We start from the raw sequence: 22,676 nt of genomic DNA on the forward strand, positions 1-22,676 counted from the left end.
AGGTCTGCGATGGTCTCGTTCTCGGCGTCCCGCTTCGGGCTGTAGCGAAAACATGGTAAGCGGTGTAAAGACCGGTGATCGAGGTTGGTTTTCGGGAATAATTCAGCCGCAATCCTCCGCTTCTTGTTGCAATGCTGCAGCCAAATCGCCGGTGATTCTGGCCTTTTCTAGGGCACACCGCATTCCCTTCGGACCCCAGATTTCCAATTGCGCGGCCTCCCAGTCGGAATTCCATCTGCCCTTGCAAGCCGACGGATTTGGACTGCCTCAGGATATGTGACGCGATGGCTGGCTGCGGGCTGGAAAGCCGCATCCCTCAAGAGAGGCCAAGCCATCCGAGGAGCCAATAGTCGGGAAGAGCCTTTGGCTCTATTCTTGCGTCATATGTGTCGCCGGGCGATGTTGCCCTTCGCAGCGCCGACTGACAGGCCATCTCCGTGATCGGCCTCCCATTCCAAATGGGAGTTACTGATTAAAGGTCGCTGCGATATCCCCGTCGCAGGTGGGTCGCATTGTGTCCGTGACATCAACTTCGGGAGGCCTGTTCGCAACGCCTTTGGGCCGGAACCCTGACGGATTCCGGCTGCTCGTCTTTTAAGGGACTCCGGCCCCCTTCAGGGCCAGAGCATTTCGGTTTGGATCAGTCGTCGAGCCGGCCGACCGGGCAATGCCAAGGCATCAACAGGGTGTAGTCGAGATCACCCTTTGCGGCCTCAATCTCACCCGCGACCCAGTTCATATATTTACGCGGATTGATCCGGTTCAGTTTCGCGCTTTCGATCAGCGTGTTGTAAACCGCCCAGACCTTGGCGGCATCGTGGCTGCCTGCAAACAGGGAATTCTTTTTCGTCAAGGCCGTGCCGCGAATGCAGCGTTCGACCGGGTTGTTGTCGATTTCCAGCCGACCGTCGAAGACGAAGTGCTGCAGGCTCTCGAACGCCTTCAGGGTATATTCGATTGCCGTCTTCACTTTGCCTTGTGCATCTTCCTTGTATTGCATCAGTTCCGCCTTGATCGACTGCAAGATTGGCAAGCTGTGTTCATGCCGTTTGCCCGCTCGCTCGATCGGGGTCAGCCCTTTGATCTGACGCTCGACACCGTACACCTTCTTGAGCAAGCTGATGATCCTCTTTGCCAACGGGCTTTTATGAGTATCGACTGCTTCCTTGAACTTCCGGCGCGCATGGGCCCAGCATTTCACGGAACGGATCCCGTCGTTCGCGTTGCCTTCCGCGAACAGGCGATTGTAACCTCCATAGCTGTCCGTCTGCAGATATTCGATCGAAGTGCCGCTTAGAAGGGCCGCCGCGACAGAACCCGCACGGGATGGCGCATATTCAAACACGACTGCCGGCTGCGCGTCCTGGTTCCAATTGCGCTCATCGCGCGAAAGTACCCAGAAATAGCCTGTATCGCATTTCCCTTTCCCAGGCGCCTGAACCCGCACCGGCGTCTCGTCCATGTGAACGACCGGCCCAGCTTTGACATGTGCGAGCAAGGCCTGGCGTACAGGCTCTAGGTAAGTTGCGACATGCTCGATGTTTCGTCCGAGTGCCTGGCGTGTGAGATTCACATTGCTGTACTCGAGACGCCGCTCCATCCGGAACAGGGTGGAGTGTTCGAAGAATTTCTGAACGGCAGCTTCGACGATGAAGCCAAGCTCGATGGTGCGGTTCTTCATGATGTAGCTCTGTGCTTTGGCCGCCACCGGTTTGTTCTCCTTACAGACTTCGCTGCGATTGCAGGCGCAGGTGTGATAGACGTTCTTCACTAGAACGACGTGTTCTGGCACGATCCGCCAATCGCCGATCCGCTCTTCCTTCTTGATGGAATTCATCTCGCAGCCACAGCTTTGACAGGATCTGTCTGCGGGAAAGTGGTCGAGGCGCTCCACCATCACGTCCACACCGACTTTCCGAGCCCGTTTGCCAAGCAAGGTCTGCTTCGGCTCATCTTCGTCTTCCTCGTCTTCGTCGGACAAACCAAGATCGTCGTCGAACTCATCGGTCAGATCCTTTTCCGAACTCTGGCCAAAGTGTGACTTCCGCAAAACGGCCAACTGTTCACTGAGATTGCGAACGCGGCTGTTGAGCGCTTTGATCCGCGTCCTCGCCTTGCGATCAGTCATTCGGAACTCATGAAAGAGCTCCAGGATGATACTCACGCGGCGACCGACGGCGCTTTTTTCGAGATCTGAAAGCCCGTCCACGCGGCATACTGTCGACAGGATGTCCTGACAGATCAGTCCAACTTCGCTGAGATCGCCGTCGTCAGTGGCGCGATCATCATCAAGGACGTCATGTTCGGCATGCGTTTCCGGTACCGTTGAGCACTCAAGCTCATCGGGTTTCTTGCTATCCATAGAGTCATTTCCTCAGGGGGCGTCATTCCCGCCCGATTGACGGACGGAGCGATTGCGCCGGCGCGGATGGAATCCGGTCCGAATGCGGCCGCTCTCGGGAAAGCAGACATGACAGAGCCGTTACCGGACTGCGGGTGTGTCCGCAGAACCGCTTCAGCAGTTCACGTTGCTTTCGAAGAGGGCCGGGTGAGGAGGAGAGCCGAAGTCCTGCGGAATCCTTGCGTCAGAACGCAGGATATGCTACAAAACCAGTGCTTAACTTGGTGGATTTCGGTCTGCCTCGAATGATCGCACCGGGACGCGCCAACGTGCCGGTGTCGTCATTTTTGGGGTCTCATATCTTCATGTGGTGCTCCTCTCTTGTGGCGTGGTCTTATTGACAATTATGCCGCAAAGCTGCGCGCGGCGAAATATTTTCATTGTTTTTCATGGCCTTCTGTGAAAGCTGGCGCTCCTTTTCTTTTTCGCAAAGATTAACGGCTTTCGAGGGGGCCCTTCTGGTGGTGCAGCCAAATACAGCCGCGAGATCTGGTGACCTCATCCCCGAAACACTGCCTGCGAAACTGTCGAAATCAGATGGCCTGAAATCCGCAATGAACACTTTTGAGACGGATCAATCTCGATCCGCGCCAAAGAGGGACATGATCACGCAAGGTGATTCGATCTCGGTTTCCAGACGCTCGTTGGAGAAGGCTGAACGCGCCCGGCGGCTGACCTGAAGGGGTCAGCGTATGCGCCGTATGGCAGGGGTGAAATGATAAATCAGGTTCAGCATCATGGGGTTAAGGTACGGGCGACATCCGGCCGAAACAACGGTGAACCGAACCACTACAGCCCCTGACATCTGGTTGGTGTATTTATGCAACTATTGAGATATTTTTTAAACAAACGATCGCTCTGGGGTTGCGAAATCTCCCTTCCTTAGAGTTCCATAGGAACGATTAGTATTAGGAAGGGACCGGCCAGCCGCCGAGGGTCTCCGCCGAAAATCCCTCAAGAATCGCAGGCTTTGTTGGAATATATTTTCGCAGTAGCGGATGAATTTCATTGACATTCCCGTTCGGATTGTCTGCTCGGCATGCTCCTCTAAATCGAGCGCTCGCAGATAGCCCCTCGTCGCGCAGCGTCTGGGGCAATTAAAGCTACCGATCATGATGGCTTGGCGCGAGCGGGTCAAACCCGATCAACCATTTGCCTGTCCCTGGCAGATATGTAATCGTCTGAACTCTCGCTGAATTCTAAGTGGGTATGGAATTGTCGTTTAATTTTGATCACTTGGAAAGTTTCAGCCCGGAACTTCACCGCCTTGGAGTGCTAGCCGAACGCTTCTTTGGTGAGGATGCCAACACATCCTTGATAAAAAGCCGTCAGTTCGGCGAATATATGATCAAGGAGATTGCGGCGCTTTCAGGTGTTTACGATGCCAGCTTGCGTGAGACGACCAATGATCTGCTCCGCAGGCTCACGATGCAGCAGGTTCTGCCGCGCGAGGTTGCCAACGTCTTTCATGCGGTGCGCAAAAGCGGCAACGAAGCGGCCCATAATATGGGAGGAACCCCGAAAGAGGCCCTTACTGCGCTAAAGTTCTGCCATGCTTTGGGGGTGTGGTATCTGCGAACCTACGGGCGAGACACGGAGTTCAAGTCAGCGCCCTTCGTTCCGCCCAGAGCTCCCGCCCAGACCGATGCGGCGACCTTGGCCGAACTGGCGGAGCTGCGCGCGCAGGTCCGCGATGCCGCGGGAAAGTTGTCGGCAGCTCACGCAAGCGCCGAGGAGCTGACCAAGGCCCGCGCCGCGGCCGAGGAGCTCGCCCGTCAGGCGACATCTGAAAGCACGGCCTGGGAACAGGCGGCGATTGCGCTCGAGGCGAACCAGGCTGAACTGGCCCGCAAGCTGGCCGATTTGCAAGAGGCCGCACAGGCGCAGCCAGAGCAATTGCAAGCGGAGTTCAAACGCGCCGGCATTCAGGCGGCAAGCCGTATGGATCTGGATGAGCGTCAGACGCGCCGTTTGATAGATGTCCAGCTTATGGATGCAGGGTGGGAGGCTGACAGCGAAAACCTAACCTACCAGAAAGGGACGCGACCCGAAGAAGGCCGAGATCTGGCAATCGCGGAATGGCCCGCGGAAGGCGGTCGCGCAGATTATGCACTCTTCTCCGGCTTGACCTGCCTCGGAGTCATCGAGGCAAAACGCGAAAGTGTGGATGTCCCCTCGATCTTGAAACAGGCCGAGCGCTATGCCTTGACGCTTGTGCTCGACCCGGAGCAAAGCCATTCGCATGCCCCCTGGCAACACCAGCCGCATGAGGCTTTTCGGGTACCCTTCGTCTTTGCGACGAATGGTCGGCCCTATGTGCGGCAATGGGTAACGAAGTCCGGGATCTGGTATCGGGACGCACGACGAGTGGCTAACCATGCCACCCCCATGACGAGTTGGTTTTCCCCGAAAGACCTACGCGACAAGCTGGCAACCAACATCGACACTGCCGCGCAGGGCCTCGCGGAGGAGAGCTTCGGCAAGGGCAGGATGCGTCCTTATCAGGAAGAAGCAATCGCCGCGATCGAAGGTGCGGTAGTTGACGGCCAACGTGATATCCTTATTTCGATGGCGACGGGGACCGGTAAGACTCGCACAGCGATTGCCCTGATGTATCGCCTGCTCAAGCACAAACGCTTCCGCCGCATTCTGTTCCTTGTCGACCGCAAGGCGCTCGGCAAACAGACAAGCGATGCGCTGGAGACGACCGAGATCGAAGGCATGCTGAATTTTGCCCAGATCTACAAAGTGGCAGGACTGGAAAAGAAGCTGCCAGAGGATGAGGATCAGGTGCAGGTCGCGACCGTGCAGTCGCTGATTGCCCGCATTCTGAACGAACCGGACCCAGCCAAGCGTCCATCACCCGGAACCTTCGATTGCATCATCGTGGACGAGGCCCATCGCGGCTATACGCTCGACGCGGAACTGCGTGAAAGCGACATAGCGTTTCGGAATGTCGATGACTACCAGTCCGCTTATCGCCAAGTTCTGGACTATTTCGATGCGGTTAAAGTAGCGCTGACCGCAACTCCGGCGCTGCATACGCGCGAAATCTTTGGCCATCCCGTTTTTCACTATGGCTATCGTCAGGCGGTTGTTGAGGGCTATCTTAACGACCATTTGCCGCCCAAGCGTATCATGACGGCGCTTGCTGAAGCCGGCATCCATTTTACCGGTGGCGAGGAGGTCGAGGTTATCGACCGACACAGCGGTCAAATCAACCTGTTCGACCTGCCCGACGATGTCTCGCTTGATTACGACGTCGCCGAATTTAACAAGCGCGTCTATTCCGAGGCGTTCAACCGCATCGTTTGCCGGGCAATCGCGTCGGAAATTCCGCCCTCCAAGGCGGGGAAGACGTTGATTTTTGCGGCCCGCGATGCGCACGCCGACGACATCGTGCGCTTGCTGATCGAAGAGTTGCAGGAGGAATACGGCAGCGAGTCTGTCCCTCACGGCATGGTCACAAAGATCACCGGCGCCGTGGACAGGGCCGATGACCAAATCCTGAAGTTCAAGAACGATCCCTATCCGAAGTATGTCGTCACGGTCGATCTTTTGACTACCGGTGTCGATATCCCCTCGATTTGCAATCTCGTTTTCGTCCGACGGGTGAAAAGCCGCATTCTCTACGATCAGATGATCGGACGCGCCACACGGCTCTGTCCGGAAATCGGCAAGGAGCATTTCCGGATCTATGACGCCGTCGATCTTTATGCCGAGCTGCAAGAGATGACAGATATGCACCCAGTTGTCGTCAAGCCGGATATTCCGCTTGGCCAGCTCGTCACTGATTTGCAGAACGCGACCACCGGCGAGGACAAGAAATGGGTGGCCGATCAGCTGATCGTACGCCTGCGCGCTGCCTTGAAGCGGATGGATGACGAAACGCGCGAAAGCCTTGAGCGACACACCGGCGAAGACGCCGACCAGCTCGTCCAGCGGCTTGCCACCCGTTCGGGCCCCGAAATTCTGGACTGGCTTGCCGCCCATCCCCGCACCATCGAGCTCTTTGAGCGTCGTCCGCTTTTCACCAGTAAGAATGACGGCGTGGTCATCTCGCCCCACGAGGACGAGCTGCTTCGTATCGAAGAAGTTTTCGGCAAGAATACGACGCCCGAAGATTACATCACCGGCTTTGAGCGTTTCGTGCGTGAAAACATGAACCAGGTTCCTGCCTTGATCGCCGTAACCCAGCGTCCGCGCGATCTGACGCGCAAAGAGCTTTCGGAACTGGCGAGCCTGCTTGACGAGAAAAACTATTCCGAGGCGATGCTGCGCGCGGCCTATGGTCGTGCCCGCAATGCTGACATTGCCGCCCATATCATCGGCTTTGTGCGCCAAGCTGCCCTCGGCGATCCGCTGGTCCCTTATGCCACCCGCGTGGACAATGCGATCCAGAAGATCGAATCCTCGCGCGCTTGGACGCAGAAGCAAAAGGATTGGTTGCGCCGCATCGGGCGTGCGTTGAAGGACAAGCCCGTGGCAGACCCGACCTTGCTCGACCAAGGTGCCTTTGCAGACAAGGGCGGCTTCAAGCGCATCTCGCAAGAGTTCGACGGGGCGCTGGACGAAGTCCTGCAGGCCTTCAACGAAGCGATTTGGGCGTAACCTGCGCCGCGCCACATTGGGGGCGGTTGACCGCCTCCTCGCACCGGCTACAAGCACGACACAACCCCAGACCCTGAAAGCCTGCCCATGAATGCCAATGCCATCGTCCCGAAAGTCTGGCGTCTCTGCACCGTTCTGCGCAAGGACGGCATCACCTATCAGCAATATGTCACCGAGCTGACCTATCTTCTGTTCCTGAAAATGATGGCCGAGCGGAGCCGCGAAACCGGCAGCCTGCCCAAAGGAATGCGATGGGCGGATCTGGTCGATGCCAATGGTCTGGCCAAGTTGGAACATTACCGCTGGGTGCTGGTCTCGCTTGGTGCGGCCAGCACGCGCCTTGGCCCCGATGACGCCCTTGTCCCGCAGCCGGGCGAGAACGCCACGCTCGAAGAACGCAAACGCTATGCCGATGCGCGGCCTCTGCCGGACATGGTCCGCAAGATTTTCGACAATGCCTCGACCTTCCTGCGCGAGCCGAAGAACCTGACCACGCTGGTCACCGCAATTGACGGGCTCGAGTGGTTTTCCGACGAGCGTGACCAGTTCGGCGATCTTTACGAAGGCTTGCTGCAAAAGAACGCCGAGGAAACCAAGCGCGGCGCGGGCCAGTATTTCACGCCCCGCGTTCTGGTTGACGTTCTGGTGCGCCTCATGCAGCCCAAACCGGGCGAGGTCATTCAGGATCCGGCCTCGGGTACTGGCGGTTTCCTGATCGCTGCTGATCGCTATATGCGGGCGCGCAGTGACGACTACCTTGATCTTGGCGAGAAGCAGCAGGAGTTTCAGAAGCGTCAGGCCATCCACGGGATGGAGAACGTGCCGGGCACGCTGCGCCTGCTCCTGATGAACCTTTACCTGCACGACATTGACGGCGACCATGTCGACCTTGGCGATACGCTGTCCGACAAGGGCAAGAGCCTTGGTCGCGCCGATCTGATCCTGACCAACCCGCCATTCGGTCCGGCAGGTGGCGCGCCGACGCGTGATGACCTGTCGGTCACCGCCTCGGTGTCCTCGTACCAGCTGCCCTTTGTCGAACATTGCATCCGCTCGCTGAAACCAGGCGGTCGCGCCGCCATTGTCGTGCCCGATAACGTCCTGTTCGAGGATGGTCGCGGCAAACAGTTGCGCCAGATGATGATGAACTGGTGCGACGTCCATACGATCCTGCGCCTGCCGACCGGCATTTTCTATGCTCAGGGCGTCAAGACCAATGTGATCTTCCTGACGCGTGGCAAGACCGAGACGGGCAATACCAAATCCGTCTGGATCTATGATCTGCGCGCCCAGATGCCGAAATTCGGCAAGACCACGCCCCTGACCGAAGCCCATTTCGAAGGCTTCGAGCAGGCCTTCGGCCAAGACCCCTACGGTGCCGAACGTGGCGAGGATGAGGGCGAGGCCGGCCGCTGGCGCCAATTCACCCGCGAAGATATTGCCGCACGCGGCGACAATCTGGACATCGCGTGGCTGCGCGAGGCCGAGGAAGAGGCCGAGGAAGGCCTGACCGAACCCGACGACATCGCCGCCGCCATTCTGGGCCATCTCCAAGCCGCAGCGTTAGAGATCGAAGCGCTAATGGCTGAGTTGGGCGACGAGCTTTCGGAGACGGAGGAATGAGCGCGCGGCCGAGGGGGTGGATAGCTGTCGAAATAGGCGACGTCACAAAAATTGTGACTGGAAAAACACCGGCAAAATCGGAAAGTACTTTTTACGAAAGTGGGAACATCCCCTTTTTTAAGCCTGGAGACCTAACAAACGGTGGCGTGATCGCGGTATCTGAGGACAACGTGACGGAACGGGCCTTCGCGACGACCACCCAATTGCCTGCGGGAACCGTTTTGGTTTCCTGTATTGGAATCCTCGGAAAGTCGGCAATCATCGCAAAGCTCGGAACGTGCAACCAGCAAATTAACGCGATATTACCATCTGACGTCGCGGTCTCCGGGTTTATCTACCACTGGTCCCGGACGATCAGGAGTTGGCTAAACGAGAACTCCTCAGCTACTACGGTGGCAATCATCAATAAGAAGCGCTTCTCTGCAGCTCCTATCCTTCTCCCGCCCCTCGCCGAGCAAAAACGCATCGTGGCCAAGCTGGACACGCTGAACGCGAAATCCGCCCGCGCCCGCACCGAACTCGCCCGCATCGAAACCCTCGTTTCGCGCTACAAACAGGCCGTGCTCAGCAAGGCGTTCAGCGGGGAGTTGACGGGGGAGTGGCGCATTCAGAAAAGAGTCAAAGAGCCAAGCATTGGCAAGTTGGATGAGCTACTTTCCGTACCCGTCAGAAATGGATTGTCTGTCAAAGGATCTGATACGCCGCCAGGCTTTCCCGCACTCAAGTTGAGTGCTCTGAGGGCCCGCGACGTCAATCTCGATGATGTCCGCTATATTCCTGTCGATGATTTAAAGGCGTCTCGCTTTCTATTGGAGGCCGGAGATATTCTTGTCAGCCGTGGGAATGGGACGAGATCGCTGGTGGGAATAGCTTCGCTTGTTCCGCCACTGGCGCGACGCACCATCTTCCCGGATACAGCATTTCGTATCCGTGTAGATGTCGCAAAGGCTTTGCCCCTGTGGCTGTCCAGTATCTGGAATGCACCGCAAGTCCGATCCCAAATCGAGCTCATCGCGAAGACAACCGCAGGAATATGGAAAATATCCCAGAAGGACCTAGCGACAATCCAGCTCAATCTTCCATCGAATATAGAAGAACAGCACGAAATCACCCGCCGTATCGAATCCGCCTTCGCCAAAATCGACCGGCTGGCCGCCGAGGCAAAGCGCGCGCTGGCCTTGGTGGGCAAGCTGGACGAAGCGATCCTCGCCAAAGCCTTTCGTGGCGAGCTGGTCCCGCAGGACGAAAACGACGAACCCGCAGAGCAGCTGTTGGAACGCATCCGCGCCGAACTTCAAACGGCCCCAAAAATCAAGCGCGGACGGAAAGCGAAGGCATGACGGTCTAAGAAAGCAAGCTGACAGGTGGCGATTTCGCCTTGAAAGGTGGGCGAGCGCAATCCACATCACCTCATTGCGCTACAAGCTGCTCTCCAGCTTGTTCAGCGGAACGAACACACATAATCCAACCCCATGTAGGGTAAGACAAGAGTTTCCGCCTTGGCACGGACACCGTTGTCCGACCTGACCTCAAAGGCGGGCAGCATACGTTCCTCGATGAGCATTTGCCGGTTCGCGGTTCCTGTGCACACCCTCAAGGCCGAACGGTGACGCGAATGCCAAAGAACTTACTCGGCATTTGACCCTCTCGGCCAAGACAATAGCGGGATAGGGCGGCGGGCACCGATCCCCGGCGAGACAGATCTCAACATTTTCAGCCGATATAGGTGCGGCCAAGGATCGATAGGCACGAACTCCCTTCTTTTGGTCGGGTCGTGTAGACCTTCCGATGACGCCCATTTTTCAGCCGGAAACCTTCCGTCATCGTTGCTCAACTCTTCGGCGCATACTAAGGGTTGGTAAGTCGCGCAGGAGTTGATTTTTTGAGTGTTGCTTTAGCAAGGCAGAGGGTTTGGGGCGTTCACATGGGCGAACATGTTGCCTCTCGTCCGATCGACGACGGCTATGTCGCAATTGGCTGGGGCGAGATGGGGGATCTGCGGCAATACATTGATCGCGACGCTCTAAAATCGGCACTGTCCTCGCACTACCCCGACAAAAAGCCCGGAGCGCTTCCCGTGGACGCCGGGACGCTTTTCAGGTTCTCGAGAGACATCCGCGAGGGTGATATCGTCATTTACCCCTCCAAGCATGACCGTATGGTCAACATCGGGCGCTTTGTTGGCGAATATTTCTATGTGCCTGACGATCGCGACGAATATCCAAATCACCGGCGAGTGCACTGGCTGGGTAGCTGGCCTCGAAACAGCTTTAGCCAGAGTGCTCTGAATGAAATTGGTTCTTTCATTACGCTGTTTTCAGTCCGAGAACACGTTAGCGAATTCCTAGAGAGGATCGGTCAGGTCGTGCCAGAGGCAGGACCTTCAACCGACGACGAGGAGCTGGAAGCAACGGATGACGATACCGCGACCGTCGCGGTCTCACGGCAAGCGGAGCTGACCACCGCAGATTTCGTAATCAGGCAAATTTTTACCAAACTGTCTGGATATGAGTTTGAAGATCTGGTTGCCCATCTGCTTGAGTGCATGGGCTATACCGCGCGCGTGACGCAGCGTTCGGGGGACGGCGGCGTCGACGTGATCGCTCATCGGGACAAACTTGGCTTTGAACCGCCAATTTTGAAAGTCCAATGCAAACGCAAGACAGATCAAATACCGCGTCCAGAGGTTGATCAACTGCTCGGCACTCTCGGTGAAGGTGAATACGGCCTTTTCATTGCGCTCGGTTCATTCAGCCGTCAATCGATCGAGCTCGAACGCAACCGTCCAAAGCTGCGGCTCATTGACGGCGAGCAGTTTGTGACACTGCTATTGGAACATTATGGGCAGCTTGCTCCGCGCTATCGATCGATCATTCCGCTAAAGCACATCTACGTGCCGGACTTGCAAAGCTGAATGCTCTAGCGTCACCCTTTCTGTAAACAGCCTATGCGGGAGCAAGCAGTGTTTCAGCAGATTATCGAAGCCGTTGGCCTCACCTTAAAGAATGCGATTATTGAAATTGCTGAGGTCCTGACACTTTCCGACAGTCGCCCCGGTCAGATTGTGGGTATGCTCACAGTGATCACATTGGTTCTGGCGGCTTGGTATTTAGTCAGATCTAATCGTCAGCTAAGCGCTTTGCGTTCGTTTGATGATAAGATCAGATCATATCCTGATATTTCGACTTTTGCTGAAGGATACGCCGAATTTAGCCATAGCCTCAAAGCCAACTCGCGCGGCCGCGGTCCGAAGAATGCCGTTTTCGAGGCTTTTGAAGAATATAGCGAAACGATCGTTCTTGATGACCTCGATGGTCCGCCGCAACTTCGCAATTCGATTCGTCCCGCGTCATTTTTGAACGTCGAGGACCTGGGATTTGGCCCCGGTTTCTTTCGTATTCTGCCGAATACACTTGTGTCCGTCGGTCTTTTGCTGACCTTTCTTGGCCTCGTAGCCGCCTTGCATCAGTTCTCACAGTCCATGACTGCCGAGGTCGGTGGAATGGACAAGGCGATGCAAAGTTTCATGCAGATTGCCTCTGCGAAGTTTATCATGTCGTTGGCTGGCCTGGCATGCTCAATCGTCTTCACCTTCCTTCTTCGCACCCGACAGAACAAGATTGATGCCGCCCTGCGTCGGCTATGCCATGGAATTGAGCGTCGGCTCGTGTTTGTCAGCTTAGAGGACATTGGTTTTCGGCAACTTCGCGCGACGGCAGAACAGCGTGACCACCTGCGCGAGATCGGCATGGGGATGGTCGCAGAGTTGCAGCGCCCCCTTGAGGCACTTCCGGAACAAATTACTGGTGCAATCGCCGCCAAGATGGATCCGATTTTCGAGCGAGTGACGTCAATGGGGACCAGTAGCATGGAGGGCCTTGTCGGTGATCTCTCGCAGCAACTTTCCCACTCTGTCGGCAATGCCCTCACCCGTGCGAGTGAATCCTTGGGCGAGGCGACCGATAGGATCAGCCTCATGGTAGATCGAATGGGCGCCACCAACACGCAGGCGGGAGAAGGCTTGCGCGACGCGCTTGGTCAAATGGCTCGTGCAATGTCAGAGATGCGCAACGAAGTGGCTGCTGGTGGCCGAGCTGCATCTGCGGCCATGAATGAAGGGGCCGATCGTCTTTTGTCGGTGATGAACGACACTCTCACGGCCATCAAAGACAATACTGGCCAGGGAGCCGAGGCTATGAGGACTGCGGCCGAGCAAATGCGCGGCGCCGCCGAGGGCTTCCGGGACACCTTGAGTAGCGCAAGCGAGGAAAGCGCCAAGGCCGCTCAGGATCGCATGGCCCAATCCGCCACCTCGGCGGGCCAGGCTATCGAGAGCGCAGGGCAGTCGGTGTTGGCAGGCTTCACGCAAGCTAGCACCGAGCTTGCCAAGCTGGGTATCAACATGGGCAGTGTGATTGGTGACGAACTCTTGTCGCGGTTGCAATCCGTCGGATCGCAGCTTGAACATCTAGCCGACGCTGTGCAACGCGGTGCTTCCGGTGCGCAAAGTGCAGCCAATGGCCTTAGTTCGGGGGCTGACGCCATCAACGGTGCCTCGGAAGGATTCCGTATCGCCAGCCAAGCTTTGACTGTGGCCACAGACCCAATTCGTGCATCGCATGAACGTATCGAAGTCAGTCTGCGCCGAATGGGCGATGTTGTTGAAACGGTGTCCGAAACACTCATGCAGAACTCCGCTTCTGTCGCCGAAAATGCTGCACATGTGCTTGATGCGGCTCAAACGGCATTGGGCACGGAGCGCGAAGGGATCCGCCGCAATCTCGAAGCAACGCGTGCTGCAATTGCTCAGCTTGCCGAGGAAGCCCAGAAGCTCGACCAGATTGACGTAATGCTTGGCCGCGCGTTGACACAATACAACGCCCAGTTGGAAGCCGCCTTGGGTTCGGCGCGGGATCACGTGGGCGAGATGCGCGATGCACTGGCTCCCGGTCTTGATACATTGAAAAGCGTTGTGGAACAGGCTGAAGCTTTCCTACCGCGTCAAGCGCGGGCCCGCGTATGAGGGCTCAGGGCAGACAGTTACGCCATGAGGAAGAAGAAGAAAGCGCCTTCGTCTCGATGACGGATATGACGGTTGGCTTTCTGTTCATCATGATGATCCTGCTGGCTTTCTTTGCCAGTCAGATGCGCGACCCCGACGCCGTCCGGAAGGAAGAACACGAAGCGGTCATAGCCCAGAGGGATAGTTTCGAACGCGAACGCGACAGCTTCCAGCAGGAGCGCGACAGATGGAAGGCTCTGGCCGAGGAGCTTATGAAAAAGGTCGACCAGCTTGAGCAAAGATTGGCCCAATTAGTGAGCGATCTGGCTGACCGGGATCGGCACATTGATGATCTTGAGCGACAATTAGCAGAGCTCCGGAAAGTCGATCCGCTCGAGGCATACCTTGCTCAGGTATCTCAGGTTCGCCGGTTGGTTCTGACCCGATTGCGGGACGCCATTCGGGCTGACTTTCCGGACCTCCAGGTCGAGCTTAGCGAAGAAAGTGACGCGCTGCGGTTTCAGGGCGAGGGATTGTTTGCTTCAGGCCGCTCGGATCTGGCGATCGACAAAGAGGAAATCGTTTCCCGTCTGGCCCACCGTCTTGATGAGGTTTTGCCGTGCTTTACACTTGGGGCGAACTCACGATTTGATACCTCCTGCAATCCCGGGTTTGTTATGGTCGAATCCGTCCAGATTGAGGGTCACACCGATAATGTCGGCACCGACTTGGTGAACCGCTCGCTCTCTGCAGCGAGAGCGAACAGTACCTTTTTCGCGATGACGGGAGCCGCAGGGGAGATCATGCAACACCTGAATCTGAAGCGGCAACCGGTGCTTTCAGTTGCCGCATACGGCCCGGACCGTCCTGTTGCGGCCAATGACACACCCGGAGGTCAAGCGACAAATCGGCGTATCGACCTGCGATTCATCATGGTCACACCTCAAGATACTGACGGTATCAAAGTGATCCGTGAGGCGCTCGAAATGACGGGAGCCCATCAATGAACCATGTTCACGCCGCAAGTTCGGGCGCACGCGCATTGCTAGGGCAAGTGACCCAGTTGCGAGTGCGCGTCCTGCCGCCGCTTGACCAGATCCGGCGTGCGGTCAATGCCATTCACGCCCGCTGGCCCGATGCGGTTCATATACCCGAAAATCAGGACCGTGAAAAACTGGCACTGGAAATGCGTCATCGCGTTACCACTTGGGAATGGGAGGGCGTTACAACGCAGCGTGTAAACTCTGCGGCCGTAGCGGTCTTCGATGAAGATCGCTGTGACAGGGCGGATCTTGCACCGGTCCGTGACTTTTACATCACCGAAATCGAAACACGCGAGGCGGGCGCTTTTCTTGACGGAATGGTCGGTGTTTACCTCGACAGCTTCAGCCCAGGAAGTGCGCATACGGATCGTCTGGCGAGGGCCTTGTCACTTCGCAGCAACGACCTTGGAGATCGCCATCGCGGTTTGATCGAGGCACTGCCCGACCTATTTCGTCCAGAGACGGCCCCCGCGCGCCTTGCGCAGATCATGGCGGAGGCAGAGGACGCCTATACCCATCTACGGGAGGTGGGTCTCAGCCGCCCGCATACCTCGGGCCTAGCCAAGGCCGCCCATCCCGAATTTATCAAGCGCCTCGCGCCGGATCTGGCTGACACCGCCGCGCGTCAAAAGCTGTTGAATTGGCTCACGCCAACCAATGGTCCTGCGCTTCAATTCGGAGCTGGCCCCGCAGTCGAGGCCCTGCTCGCCGTTTGGCGCGATCGTTCGCCTCCCGATAGCCTTCGCAACGAGTTGAGCGAAACTATTATCGCCGCTTGGCGCGATCCGCGATTGCATACCGGTGGCATCTGGTCCGGCTTCGACCCGGCCCTTAAAGGCATCTTGCTCCGATGGCTGACTCATCAGGACATGAAGTTTTTTTGCGACATGGTGACAGCGACGCAGAACAGCCACATGTGGCCGCCACGCCGGGATTTCTGGTTGAAGCTCTATAAGGACGGGGTGATCGAGGAGGCTTGGGTCGCCTTTGGGTCCGAGGCCCGCGAGTACGCAAAGCGAAACATGCTGAGTGGTGGAAGAATTGATATGAACCGTCGGTTCGGCCGGCAGCTTGACCGGGGGGGAAGCACTTCGCTGCTTATCATGCGGATTGGCAACAAGCTCGTCGTTGACGGCTGTCACAGCTACAAGACGCATATCTTCCGCAACGACGATCCTAAGGCCCCAAAGCTCTATAGAGCCGACTATTATTGCGACGACATCATGCGCGCATCGCGCAATTCCAAGCCGCATATCTCCATTTACAACTGGTCTCAGTGGGTGCTTCAGCATGTCTGACAATGGGCCTGTTCACGTCGTTTCCGACGATCACATCGAGATTCGCTTTCCATCAGCAAAGCAAGGTTTGATCTCGCGCCTGATCTCTAGGTCGGCTCCTCGGAGCTTTACCGAGTTGTCGCTTGGTGATCGCGATTTGCTCTTTGCGATTGGGGACCTACGCGCTTGGGCAGATGTCCGTCCGGACGACATCGACATCACTGCAGATCATATTAGTCTCTCACACGATGCGGCAGCAAACCTTTCGGCTCAGTCAGCAAACGCACTTGGCCTTCCGCCTGTCGTTGATCTGATGCTGAAGACTGATGTGACGGGCGTTCTCGGTCGACCCGATTTCAGGCTGAGTTATGAGTGGTGGCGGAGTGGACGGCGCGAATATGCCAAACGCAAAGGAGCCATCCTCACCACCACGGATGGCCCACGTCGCTTGCCGCTGTGGATGAAGCGAGCAATTGACCTTGCCGATGATTTCGACGCGGCGCGCCCGATGGAGGAACATTGGCGCGTCTTGGCTGAGTTCCGGCGAGCACTTGAACCCGAAGATGCGGCTGAAACCGAGATGCCCGCCAATCGCGAGATGGCGGGACTCGCCATGACCGCTTTTCTGCGCGGTCTGAAGATTTTTACCGCTGATCGCTTCTCGATTTCTCCGGATGCCGGGCTGAGGCAATTCGACATTCTTCCTTATTCTCGCCAAAAGCTCGAAGAGGCTGGCCTGAGCGATAATGCTTCAGAGGTTGACGCCGAACTCAGTGGTGAGAGCCTAGCCGTTTTTCAGTGGCGATTGAATGAGCGGGGCGCCTGTCCCGCCTATCAACTCGGAAACAACTCCTATCTGGTCATTGATCGTGGTGCTGCCCCGATCCTTAAAGAAATGTTGCGCGTCCAGAAGGCTCCGCAAGAGGAGCGGCGAGCCTTCATCGAGAACCCACAATCATTCATTTCCCAAGCCGTGAGCCGCCACCTCGAACAAACAGGCGCCTTTGAAGGTCTTGATGACATTGCACGCGAAGAGATGGTCGAGGCCATTGCCGCGGGGGGCTTGATTGAAAGCCGCGAATATTCCGAGCGCGTAACGGGGGTTGTAGTTTATCAGCGACCCAGCCTGATGAGCGAGGGAAGCGGCACCACTTGGCTGCCGGAGGACTTTGTCCGACATCTGGCCGAGACCATCTTGGCTATGCCCGATCCAGAGCTGCACAACCTCCGCGACAAAATGGTTGCCGCCCTTGAAGGCAGCACCGAAGCCGTCACCGAGATCGGTGGTGGCCAAGTGCAGGTCACGCCAGCGCATCTTGAGGCTGTCACGGGTGAAATCGAGCGACGCGAGACGCAAGACGCGCCCGAACAAATCGATGACCCGATTGACGAAAAGCAAGGGCCGCTCATCCTTGATACCCTCGACAATTCGGTCGATCTCGTTTGGGAGGCCCAGCTTTCACCCCGGACGCCGCTGATTCCGACCTCCCTGCCAAGGTCAATTGTTACCCCGCTTCATCAACACCAACTCGAGAGCTTTGATTGGGCGGTCCGCGCATGGCGGGCCGGACTGCCAGGCGTCTTGAACGCAGATGAACAGGGGCTGGGAAAAACCCTTCAGACCATCGCTTTTCTGACTTGGCTCAAAGAGCAAATGAAGCAACCAGCGGCCTCGCATCGGGGGCCGATCCTGATCGTTGCCCCAACCTCGCTTTTGCGGAACTGGGAGCAAGAGGTCGAGATGCACGTCGAGGGACGCGGCTTCGGGTCGCTTGTCCGTCTATATGGAAGTGCGCTGAGTTCACAAAAGCGCCTCGGCACCCACGGCACCGAGACACAGTCGGGACTGCCCCAGTTGGATCTGGAATGGCTTGACGAGGCATTCGAAGACGGGCGGGCGCATCGGTATTGGTTCCTGACCACCTATACGACTCTGGCCAACTATCAACACTCACTTGGCCGCGTTCCCTTTTCCGCAATGGTCATGGACGAAATCCAAAACATCAAGAACCGGACGACACTTGCCTCACGCGCGGCCGAGGCCATGAACGCCGACTTCCGTCTTGGCCTGACCGGAACACCGATCGAAAATGCCGCGATCGACCTCTGGACCATCATGGATCGGATCGCCCCAGGATGTCTGGGGTCCGGCGCTGAGTTTCGTGGGCGATATGCCGTGCCGGACGCCGAAAACATGTCGGAACTCCACGGACGGATTTTCAAGCCACGCGGCGACGTTCCCCCGCTTGGCTTGAGGCGGCTCAAGGACGAAGTTGCGCGCGATCTGCCTACGAAAAGCCGCTTCCTGCACCCGCGGCTCATGCCGCGCATTCAAGCGGAGGTTTATGACCTTGCCCAATTGAAGCTTGCCAATAGCGGGTCTGGTGGTGCGCTGCGGATGTTGCATCACATCCGGTCGGTCTCAGTGCACCCGGGCGATGCCGAAACAACCTCGCCCGATCAGTTCATCGCGAAAAGCGCACGTCTCGATGCGGTCATCGACATCCTTCACCGGATCAAGGCGGCGAACGAGCGCGCGCTCGTCTTCATTGAGCATCGCGACATGCAATTCCGCTTTGCGGAAATCATTCGGCACATTTTCGGGCTCACCCGGATTGATGTCATCAATGGCGATACGCCCATTCCTCGAAGGCAAGAAATCGTCAATCGCTTTCAAAACCATTTGCAGGCTGACGGCGGCTTCGATCTGCTAATCCTCGGCCCAAGAGCGGCCGGGACCGGTTTGACGCTAACCGCCGCCAACCACGTTATCCACCTATCGCGCTGGTGGAACCCCGCCGTCGAAGAGCAATGTAACGACCGTGTGCACCGGATTGGTCAAAGCCGCCCGGTGTCTGTGCATATTCCGATGGCATTGCATCCTGAGTTGGGCGCGCAAAGCTTTGACTCCCTCTTGCAAAGCCTAATGCAGCGCAAGCGCAGGCTCGCCGAGCAAGCCCTTTGGCCCATGGGTGACAACGACTCAGACATATCGGGTCTGACCGAGGCTTTAACCTCTCCGACGCGCGGGCAATACAGCGTGATCGCCGACAGTATCGCAGAGCAGTTCCGCCGCGACGGCCTGACGCCGACCCGACCGGATGCCTATGGTGCATACAAACTGAACTGAAATTAGCAGATAGAAGCGATATCATGAGCATCACGCGCGGCCTAGTTATTGATAACCCTTGGATCGGCCATATTCTCGCCGGTCGTAAGGACTGGGAAATGCGCTCCCAAGCCACAGCACATCGCGGCTGGTTCGGGCTGATCCGCAAAGGTAGCGGTCAAGTTGTCGGGCTCGCTCGGCTTGTGGATTGTGGCGCTTCCCTCAGCCAGTCAGAAATGCTCGCCAGTCATGATCACCACCGCATCCCTACGGATATGATCTTACGTGGTGAGGTTGCGAAATGGATCATTCCGTGGAAGCTCGCCGATATCATTCCCCTTGAGAAACCGGTTTCTTACGAGCATCGATCGGGCGCCGTGACCTGGGTCGTATTCACCAGTGAGGTATCGAAGAAACTTGAGCGCATCGTTGATGAGCTCACCTCGGAAGTTCAGCCATCACCGCCGACACGAAGGATCGACCAGGTCGAGACGAGATTCGGATCCCAGGTTGTCGCTAGTCATGCGACGGTTCCTTTGGCATCAACGGCCACCCCGGTGCTTCCGCTCCCAGAGTTGCCTCGCAGGGTTGTCGGGCGAAGCATGCTCACCGGCGGGAATATTCGAAACAATCACATCAATCTTTCAACATTCCTCAAGGAGTTTCCAAGCGATGTGATTGGTGGGGCGAATTCCGGACGGGTCGCCCCGAAGCAACTGCTTATCGATTGGGGTGGGCCCCAACATGTCATGACAGACATCGACGGGACCAAGTCGATCTTTAGAGGCCGAGGCTGGGTTCGCCGGTTTCTTGCCGCTTCCCTTGCCAAAGAGGGCGACGTTGTCGTAATCGCCGAGACCGAGCCATATCGTTATGTCGTTTGGTTAGAGCGTCGAAACTCGTAGGCATTAACTCAGCAATCTGACTGTGAAGCGAGCGAATTGTCTTCAAATGGCGCGATGTGAGGGTTGCGCACATTTTAGCTCAGCTTCGATCTTGCGGATCAGAGTAATATAGGCCGAGAGGAGGAGGTCGAGCTTCTCTGGATCGTCGATCGACTGAAACCCAGGCAGTTCGAAACTCGAGATCGCGAGCCTCGCAGCGGGCGTTCCAAGCTCTCTGGCAGGCTGCCCTTCCACGGCCTCGAAAATCTTCCCAAGCCGATACCACCTACTGATCGTGCGGGCCCAGCCAGCCGCACGATCAAGCGCAATCAGGCGCGAACTCGTCATTGAGGTCGTCCCAAGTTTGGGATGGTCCGTGACCTCACCCCAAAGCACCGGCATGTTCCGGTGATCAAGCATCTGACGCCAGAACGTCATGCGTGGTGATGCGGACAGCTCTGCCGCTGTAGGTTCGCGCTCTGCGGCTCGGATGGCATCAAGCGCTCTGTTCAATTGCCTGGACTGATCAGGAGTCATCGCATGTTCCTTCGCTCTTAAGGGTTGAAACGGACGCGATCTTCGTCGGGCAACGCTGCCGCAGGGGATCTGTCCGTCAGTGAATCATAGGCATTTGTTCGAGATCGGCAGCGCGTTGCAGCATACGTGTCGCCACACGAAGGCTGGGCTCATGCCCGCGCAAGGACGGATGCCCGAGGGCCTCGAGGATGGCCTCGATTGCCGGTGAGGACAGGTTTCGCGCTTTGCCCTGTCTTCGAATAAACCCTTCCAGTTCCGGCGCGGTCAGGTTCCTCAGACGGATCGGCGGACAGCGATTGAGAAGCGGCTCGGGCAGCCGCCTGTAATCATTGCTCGTCAGCACCCAGATGATCCAACTCATGTCGCAGCGAACCTGAAAATAGGGGCAGGTCCATCTCGTGGCCGTCATTTGCTCAAGAAGAGGAAGCATGGATTCGGCCAATCCGAAGGAATGGCCCTTCTGCGAGGTCACTGCCCCTGCTTTTTCGACCTCATCGACGACGATGACGGGGTTCGCGATTCCAGTTTGCAGGACGGTTTCAATAACCCGGCCGGGATAGGCGCCACCCCATCCCCTTTGTCCGCCAACCAGCCCGAAGCTCGCATTCTCACTCGTTGCCTCGACGACGGTGGTCGGAAGGCCAATCAGATCTCCCAGGAGCCTGGACCAATGACTCTTGCCAATTCCCGGCGGACCATCGAGCAGCAGCGGCGGAACGCGCAACCCGAGCCAACCTTCGCGCACCGACCGGCGCATTGCGTGCCAAACGACCTCGGTCGCCGGCGCCATCCAGGGCATCTGATCATGCAGGGTAGCCGCAAGTTCATCGGCACGATGTTCGGTCGCGATGGTGATCAGTTTGACACCATGCTCAAGGTTCTCAAGTCGTTCACGATCCTCTTTCCGCAAGTGGCTGAGGCCGCTGGCCTTCTCGCGAAGCTCAAGAATCCGTTTGGCACGTCGGTTAAGTTTCAGCAGGTCCTTGGTTCCGAGATAGCAGCCGTCTGGCACCTGCGGAACGAGCGCAGCATCGCAATTGCCTGCTGCTGGATCGATCGCCGAGCCTCGAGGACGCTGTCGAAGGCTCTTTAAGTGGAGTTCGAACCGCTCCTCCAGCGCTGACCTGGTTTCGCTGCGATCAAAGAAGCGGGCTTCGAGAAACGGAATTCTGGACACGATGAGATGCCTTTCAGACCAAGCTCGATCGCCGGCCTCCGAACAGGAGGCCGCAGACGCGAGCTGCGTTTCAGGGTTCAGATGAAGACAGGCTTTCGCGTATTTCGGGCTGAGACCTGGGTCCAGTCGATGCCTTCGAACAGTGCCTCGAACTGGACCTTGCTGAGAACGACCGGCTCGGTCTGGCGCTTTGGCCATTTGAACTGGCCGCCGTTCAGGCGCTTGACCAGCATCACGGTCCCGGTGCCATCCCATACCAGCAGCTTTAACCTATCGGCCCTCTGCGAACGGAATACATAGATCGCGCCGCAATAGGGATCGAGGTCAAAGCTATTGGCGATGTGGGCCGACAAACCATCAATGCCTTTGCGGAAATCGATGGGCTCAGTCGCCAGAAAAATGCGAAAATTGCCTGCAGGAGAGATCAAAGTGCAGCCCTCACGGCTCAAAGGACCTCTGTCAGATGGTCGACCGGATAACCGGGCTCTATGGCGATTTCAGCGTCACCGATCCGGATCCGGCAGGCCATGGTCTCGCTTTCAGCAGGTGCATCGAATGGAGGCTTGCCTTTCGAAACCTGTGATGTCGGTGGTAGCACCTCGACGAAGCTGACTGTGTTGGCCTGGCTGGAACTCCCGCGTTTGACCCAATGAGCGACCAGCGACTTGTTCGCGCCAAGCTCTTCCGCAATCTCGCGGATGCCGCAGCCTGCAGAGATCCTGTCGAGCGCCTTGGCACGGAGCTCCTCCGGCCACCTCCTACGCCCAGCCACCACCGGGACGGCAATGCCCCAAACCGTTTCGACTTTGTCCTGAACCCCAATGTCCAGCATGATCACCTCCTTTTCCAAGGTGATCACAGTATCTCTAAGCCATTGATTCATTGAAACATGGGGTCTTTACACCGCTTACAAAACATGTCTCGCTGACCCCGAACGCCCGGCAGGCCAGCGCAATACTGACCCCCTTCTGCGCCACCGCTCTCACGGCCAACTCGCGGCGTTGAGCTGGCC

At 57.3% G+C, this 22,676-nt stretch carries 14 protein-coding genes and 1 pseudogene; 9 read left to right on the forward strand and 6 right to left on the reverse strand.

Translation table 11 applies throughout. The features are described 5' to 3' along the window. Positions 1-640: 640 nt before the first annotated feature. Positions 641-2,362, reverse strand: coding sequence for an IS66 family transposase (gene tnpC / locus RTS12_RS13895; protein WP_312529523.1), 1,722 nt, complete (start codon positions 2,360-2,362; stop codon positions 641-643). Positions 2,363-3,610: 1,248 nt separating this feature from the next. On the opposite strand from tnpC, the gene hsdR reads away from it, so the two are divergent. From hsdR to RTS12_RS13940, 9 genes are all read left to right on the forward strand, one after another. Continuing rightward, positions 3,611-7,012, forward strand: coding sequence for a type I restriction-modification system endonuclease (hsdR, locus tag RTS12_RS13900; RefSeq protein WP_312529525.1), 3,402 nt, complete (start codon positions 3,611-3,613; stop codon positions 7,010-7,012). A gap of 87 nt (positions 7,013-7,099) precedes the next feature. Continuing rightward, on the forward strand, positions 7,100-8,635 hold the full coding sequence (locus tag RTS12_RS13905; RefSeq protein WP_312529527.1) for an N-6 DNA methylase: 1,536 nt from the start codon (positions 7,100-7,102) through the stop codon (positions 8,633-8,635). Next, on the forward strand, positions 8,632-9,975 hold the full coding sequence (locus RTS12_RS13910) for a restriction endonuclease subunit S (protein ID WP_312529529.1): 1,344 nt from the start codon (positions 8,632-8,634) through the stop codon (positions 9,973-9,975). The genes RTS12_RS13905 and RTS12_RS13910 overlap by 4 nt, the downstream gene beginning before the upstream one ends. Before the next feature lie 584 nt (positions 9,976-10,559). Next, entirely contained in the window at positions 10,560-11,549 is a 990-nt protein-coding gene (locus RTS12_RS13915; RefSeq protein ID WP_312529531.1) for a restriction endonuclease, read from the forward strand. A gap of 48 nt (positions 11,550-11,597) precedes the next feature. Beyond that, on the forward strand, positions 11,598-13,658 hold the full coding sequence (locus tag RTS12_RS13920; protein WP_312529533.1) for a hypothetical protein: 2,061 nt from the start codon (positions 11,598-11,600) through the stop codon (positions 13,656-13,658). Beyond that, complete coding sequence (locus tag RTS12_RS13925) at positions 13,655-14,644, forward strand: OmpA family protein (protein WP_312529535.1); 990 nt, start codon at positions 13,655-13,657, stop codon at positions 14,642-14,644. Before RTS12_RS13920 ends, RTS12_RS13925 begins: the two co-directional genes overlap by 4 nt. Before the next feature lie 62 nt (positions 14,645-14,706). Then, positions 14,707-15,978 (forward strand): EH signature domain-containing protein, encoded by a 1,272-nt coding sequence (locus tag RTS12_RS13930; protein ID WP_312529537.1) that lies wholly within the window; start codon positions 14,707-14,709, stop codon positions 15,976-15,978. Beyond that, on the forward strand, positions 15,971-19,087 hold the full coding sequence (locus RTS12_RS13935; RefSeq protein ID WP_312529549.1) for a DEAD/DEAH box helicase: 3,117 nt from the start codon (positions 15,971-15,973) through the stop codon (positions 19,085-19,087). The genes RTS12_RS13930 and RTS12_RS13935 overlap by 8 nt, the downstream gene beginning before the upstream one ends. Before the next feature lie 23 nt (positions 19,088-19,110). Beyond that, positions 19,111-19,971: a hypothetical protein gene (locus tag RTS12_RS13940; RefSeq protein WP_312529539.1), complete on the forward strand. Its 861-nt coding sequence runs from the start codon at positions 19,111-19,113 to the stop codon at positions 19,969-19,971. Between the two features lie 42 nt (positions 19,972-20,013). Here RTS12_RS13940 and RTS12_RS13945 read toward each other — a convergent pair whose 3' ends face one another. The 5 genes and pseudogenes from RTS12_RS13945 to RTS12_RS13965 all read right to left on the reverse strand — a co-directional run. Further along, entirely contained in the window at positions 20,014-20,487 is a 474-nt protein-coding gene (locus RTS12_RS13945; RefSeq protein ID WP_312529541.1) for a DUF6634 family protein, read from the reverse strand. A gap of 76 nt (positions 20,488-20,563) precedes the next feature. Then, positions 20,564-21,664 (reverse strand): AAA family ATPase, encoded by a 1,101-nt coding sequence (locus tag RTS12_RS13950; protein WP_312529543.1) that lies wholly within the window; start codon positions 21,662-21,664, stop codon positions 20,564-20,566. Positions 21,665-21,741: 77 nt separating this feature from the next. After that, complete coding sequence (gene tnpB / locus RTS12_RS13955) at positions 21,742-22,113, reverse strand: IS66 family insertion sequence element accessory protein TnpB (protein ID WP_312529545.1); 372 nt, start codon at positions 22,111-22,113, stop codon at positions 21,742-21,744. Then, a complete protein-coding gene (locus RTS12_RS13960; RefSeq protein ID WP_312529547.1) occupies positions 22,110-22,496 on the reverse strand; it encodes a helix-turn-helix domain-containing protein in 387 nt (128 codons plus the stop codon). The genes tnpB and RTS12_RS13960 overlap by 4 nt, the downstream gene beginning before the upstream one ends. A 37-nt stretch (positions 22,497-22,533) precedes the next feature. Continuing rightward, positions 22,534-22,676: pseudogene (locus RTS12_RS13965) on the reverse strand (helix-turn-helix domain-containing protein); the annotation flags it as partial.

It is taken from the genome of Paracoccus sp. (in: a-proteobacteria), from assembly GCF_032007265.1.
GTDB lineage: Bacteria > Pseudomonadota > Alphaproteobacteria > Rhodobacterales > Rhodobacteraceae > Paracoccus.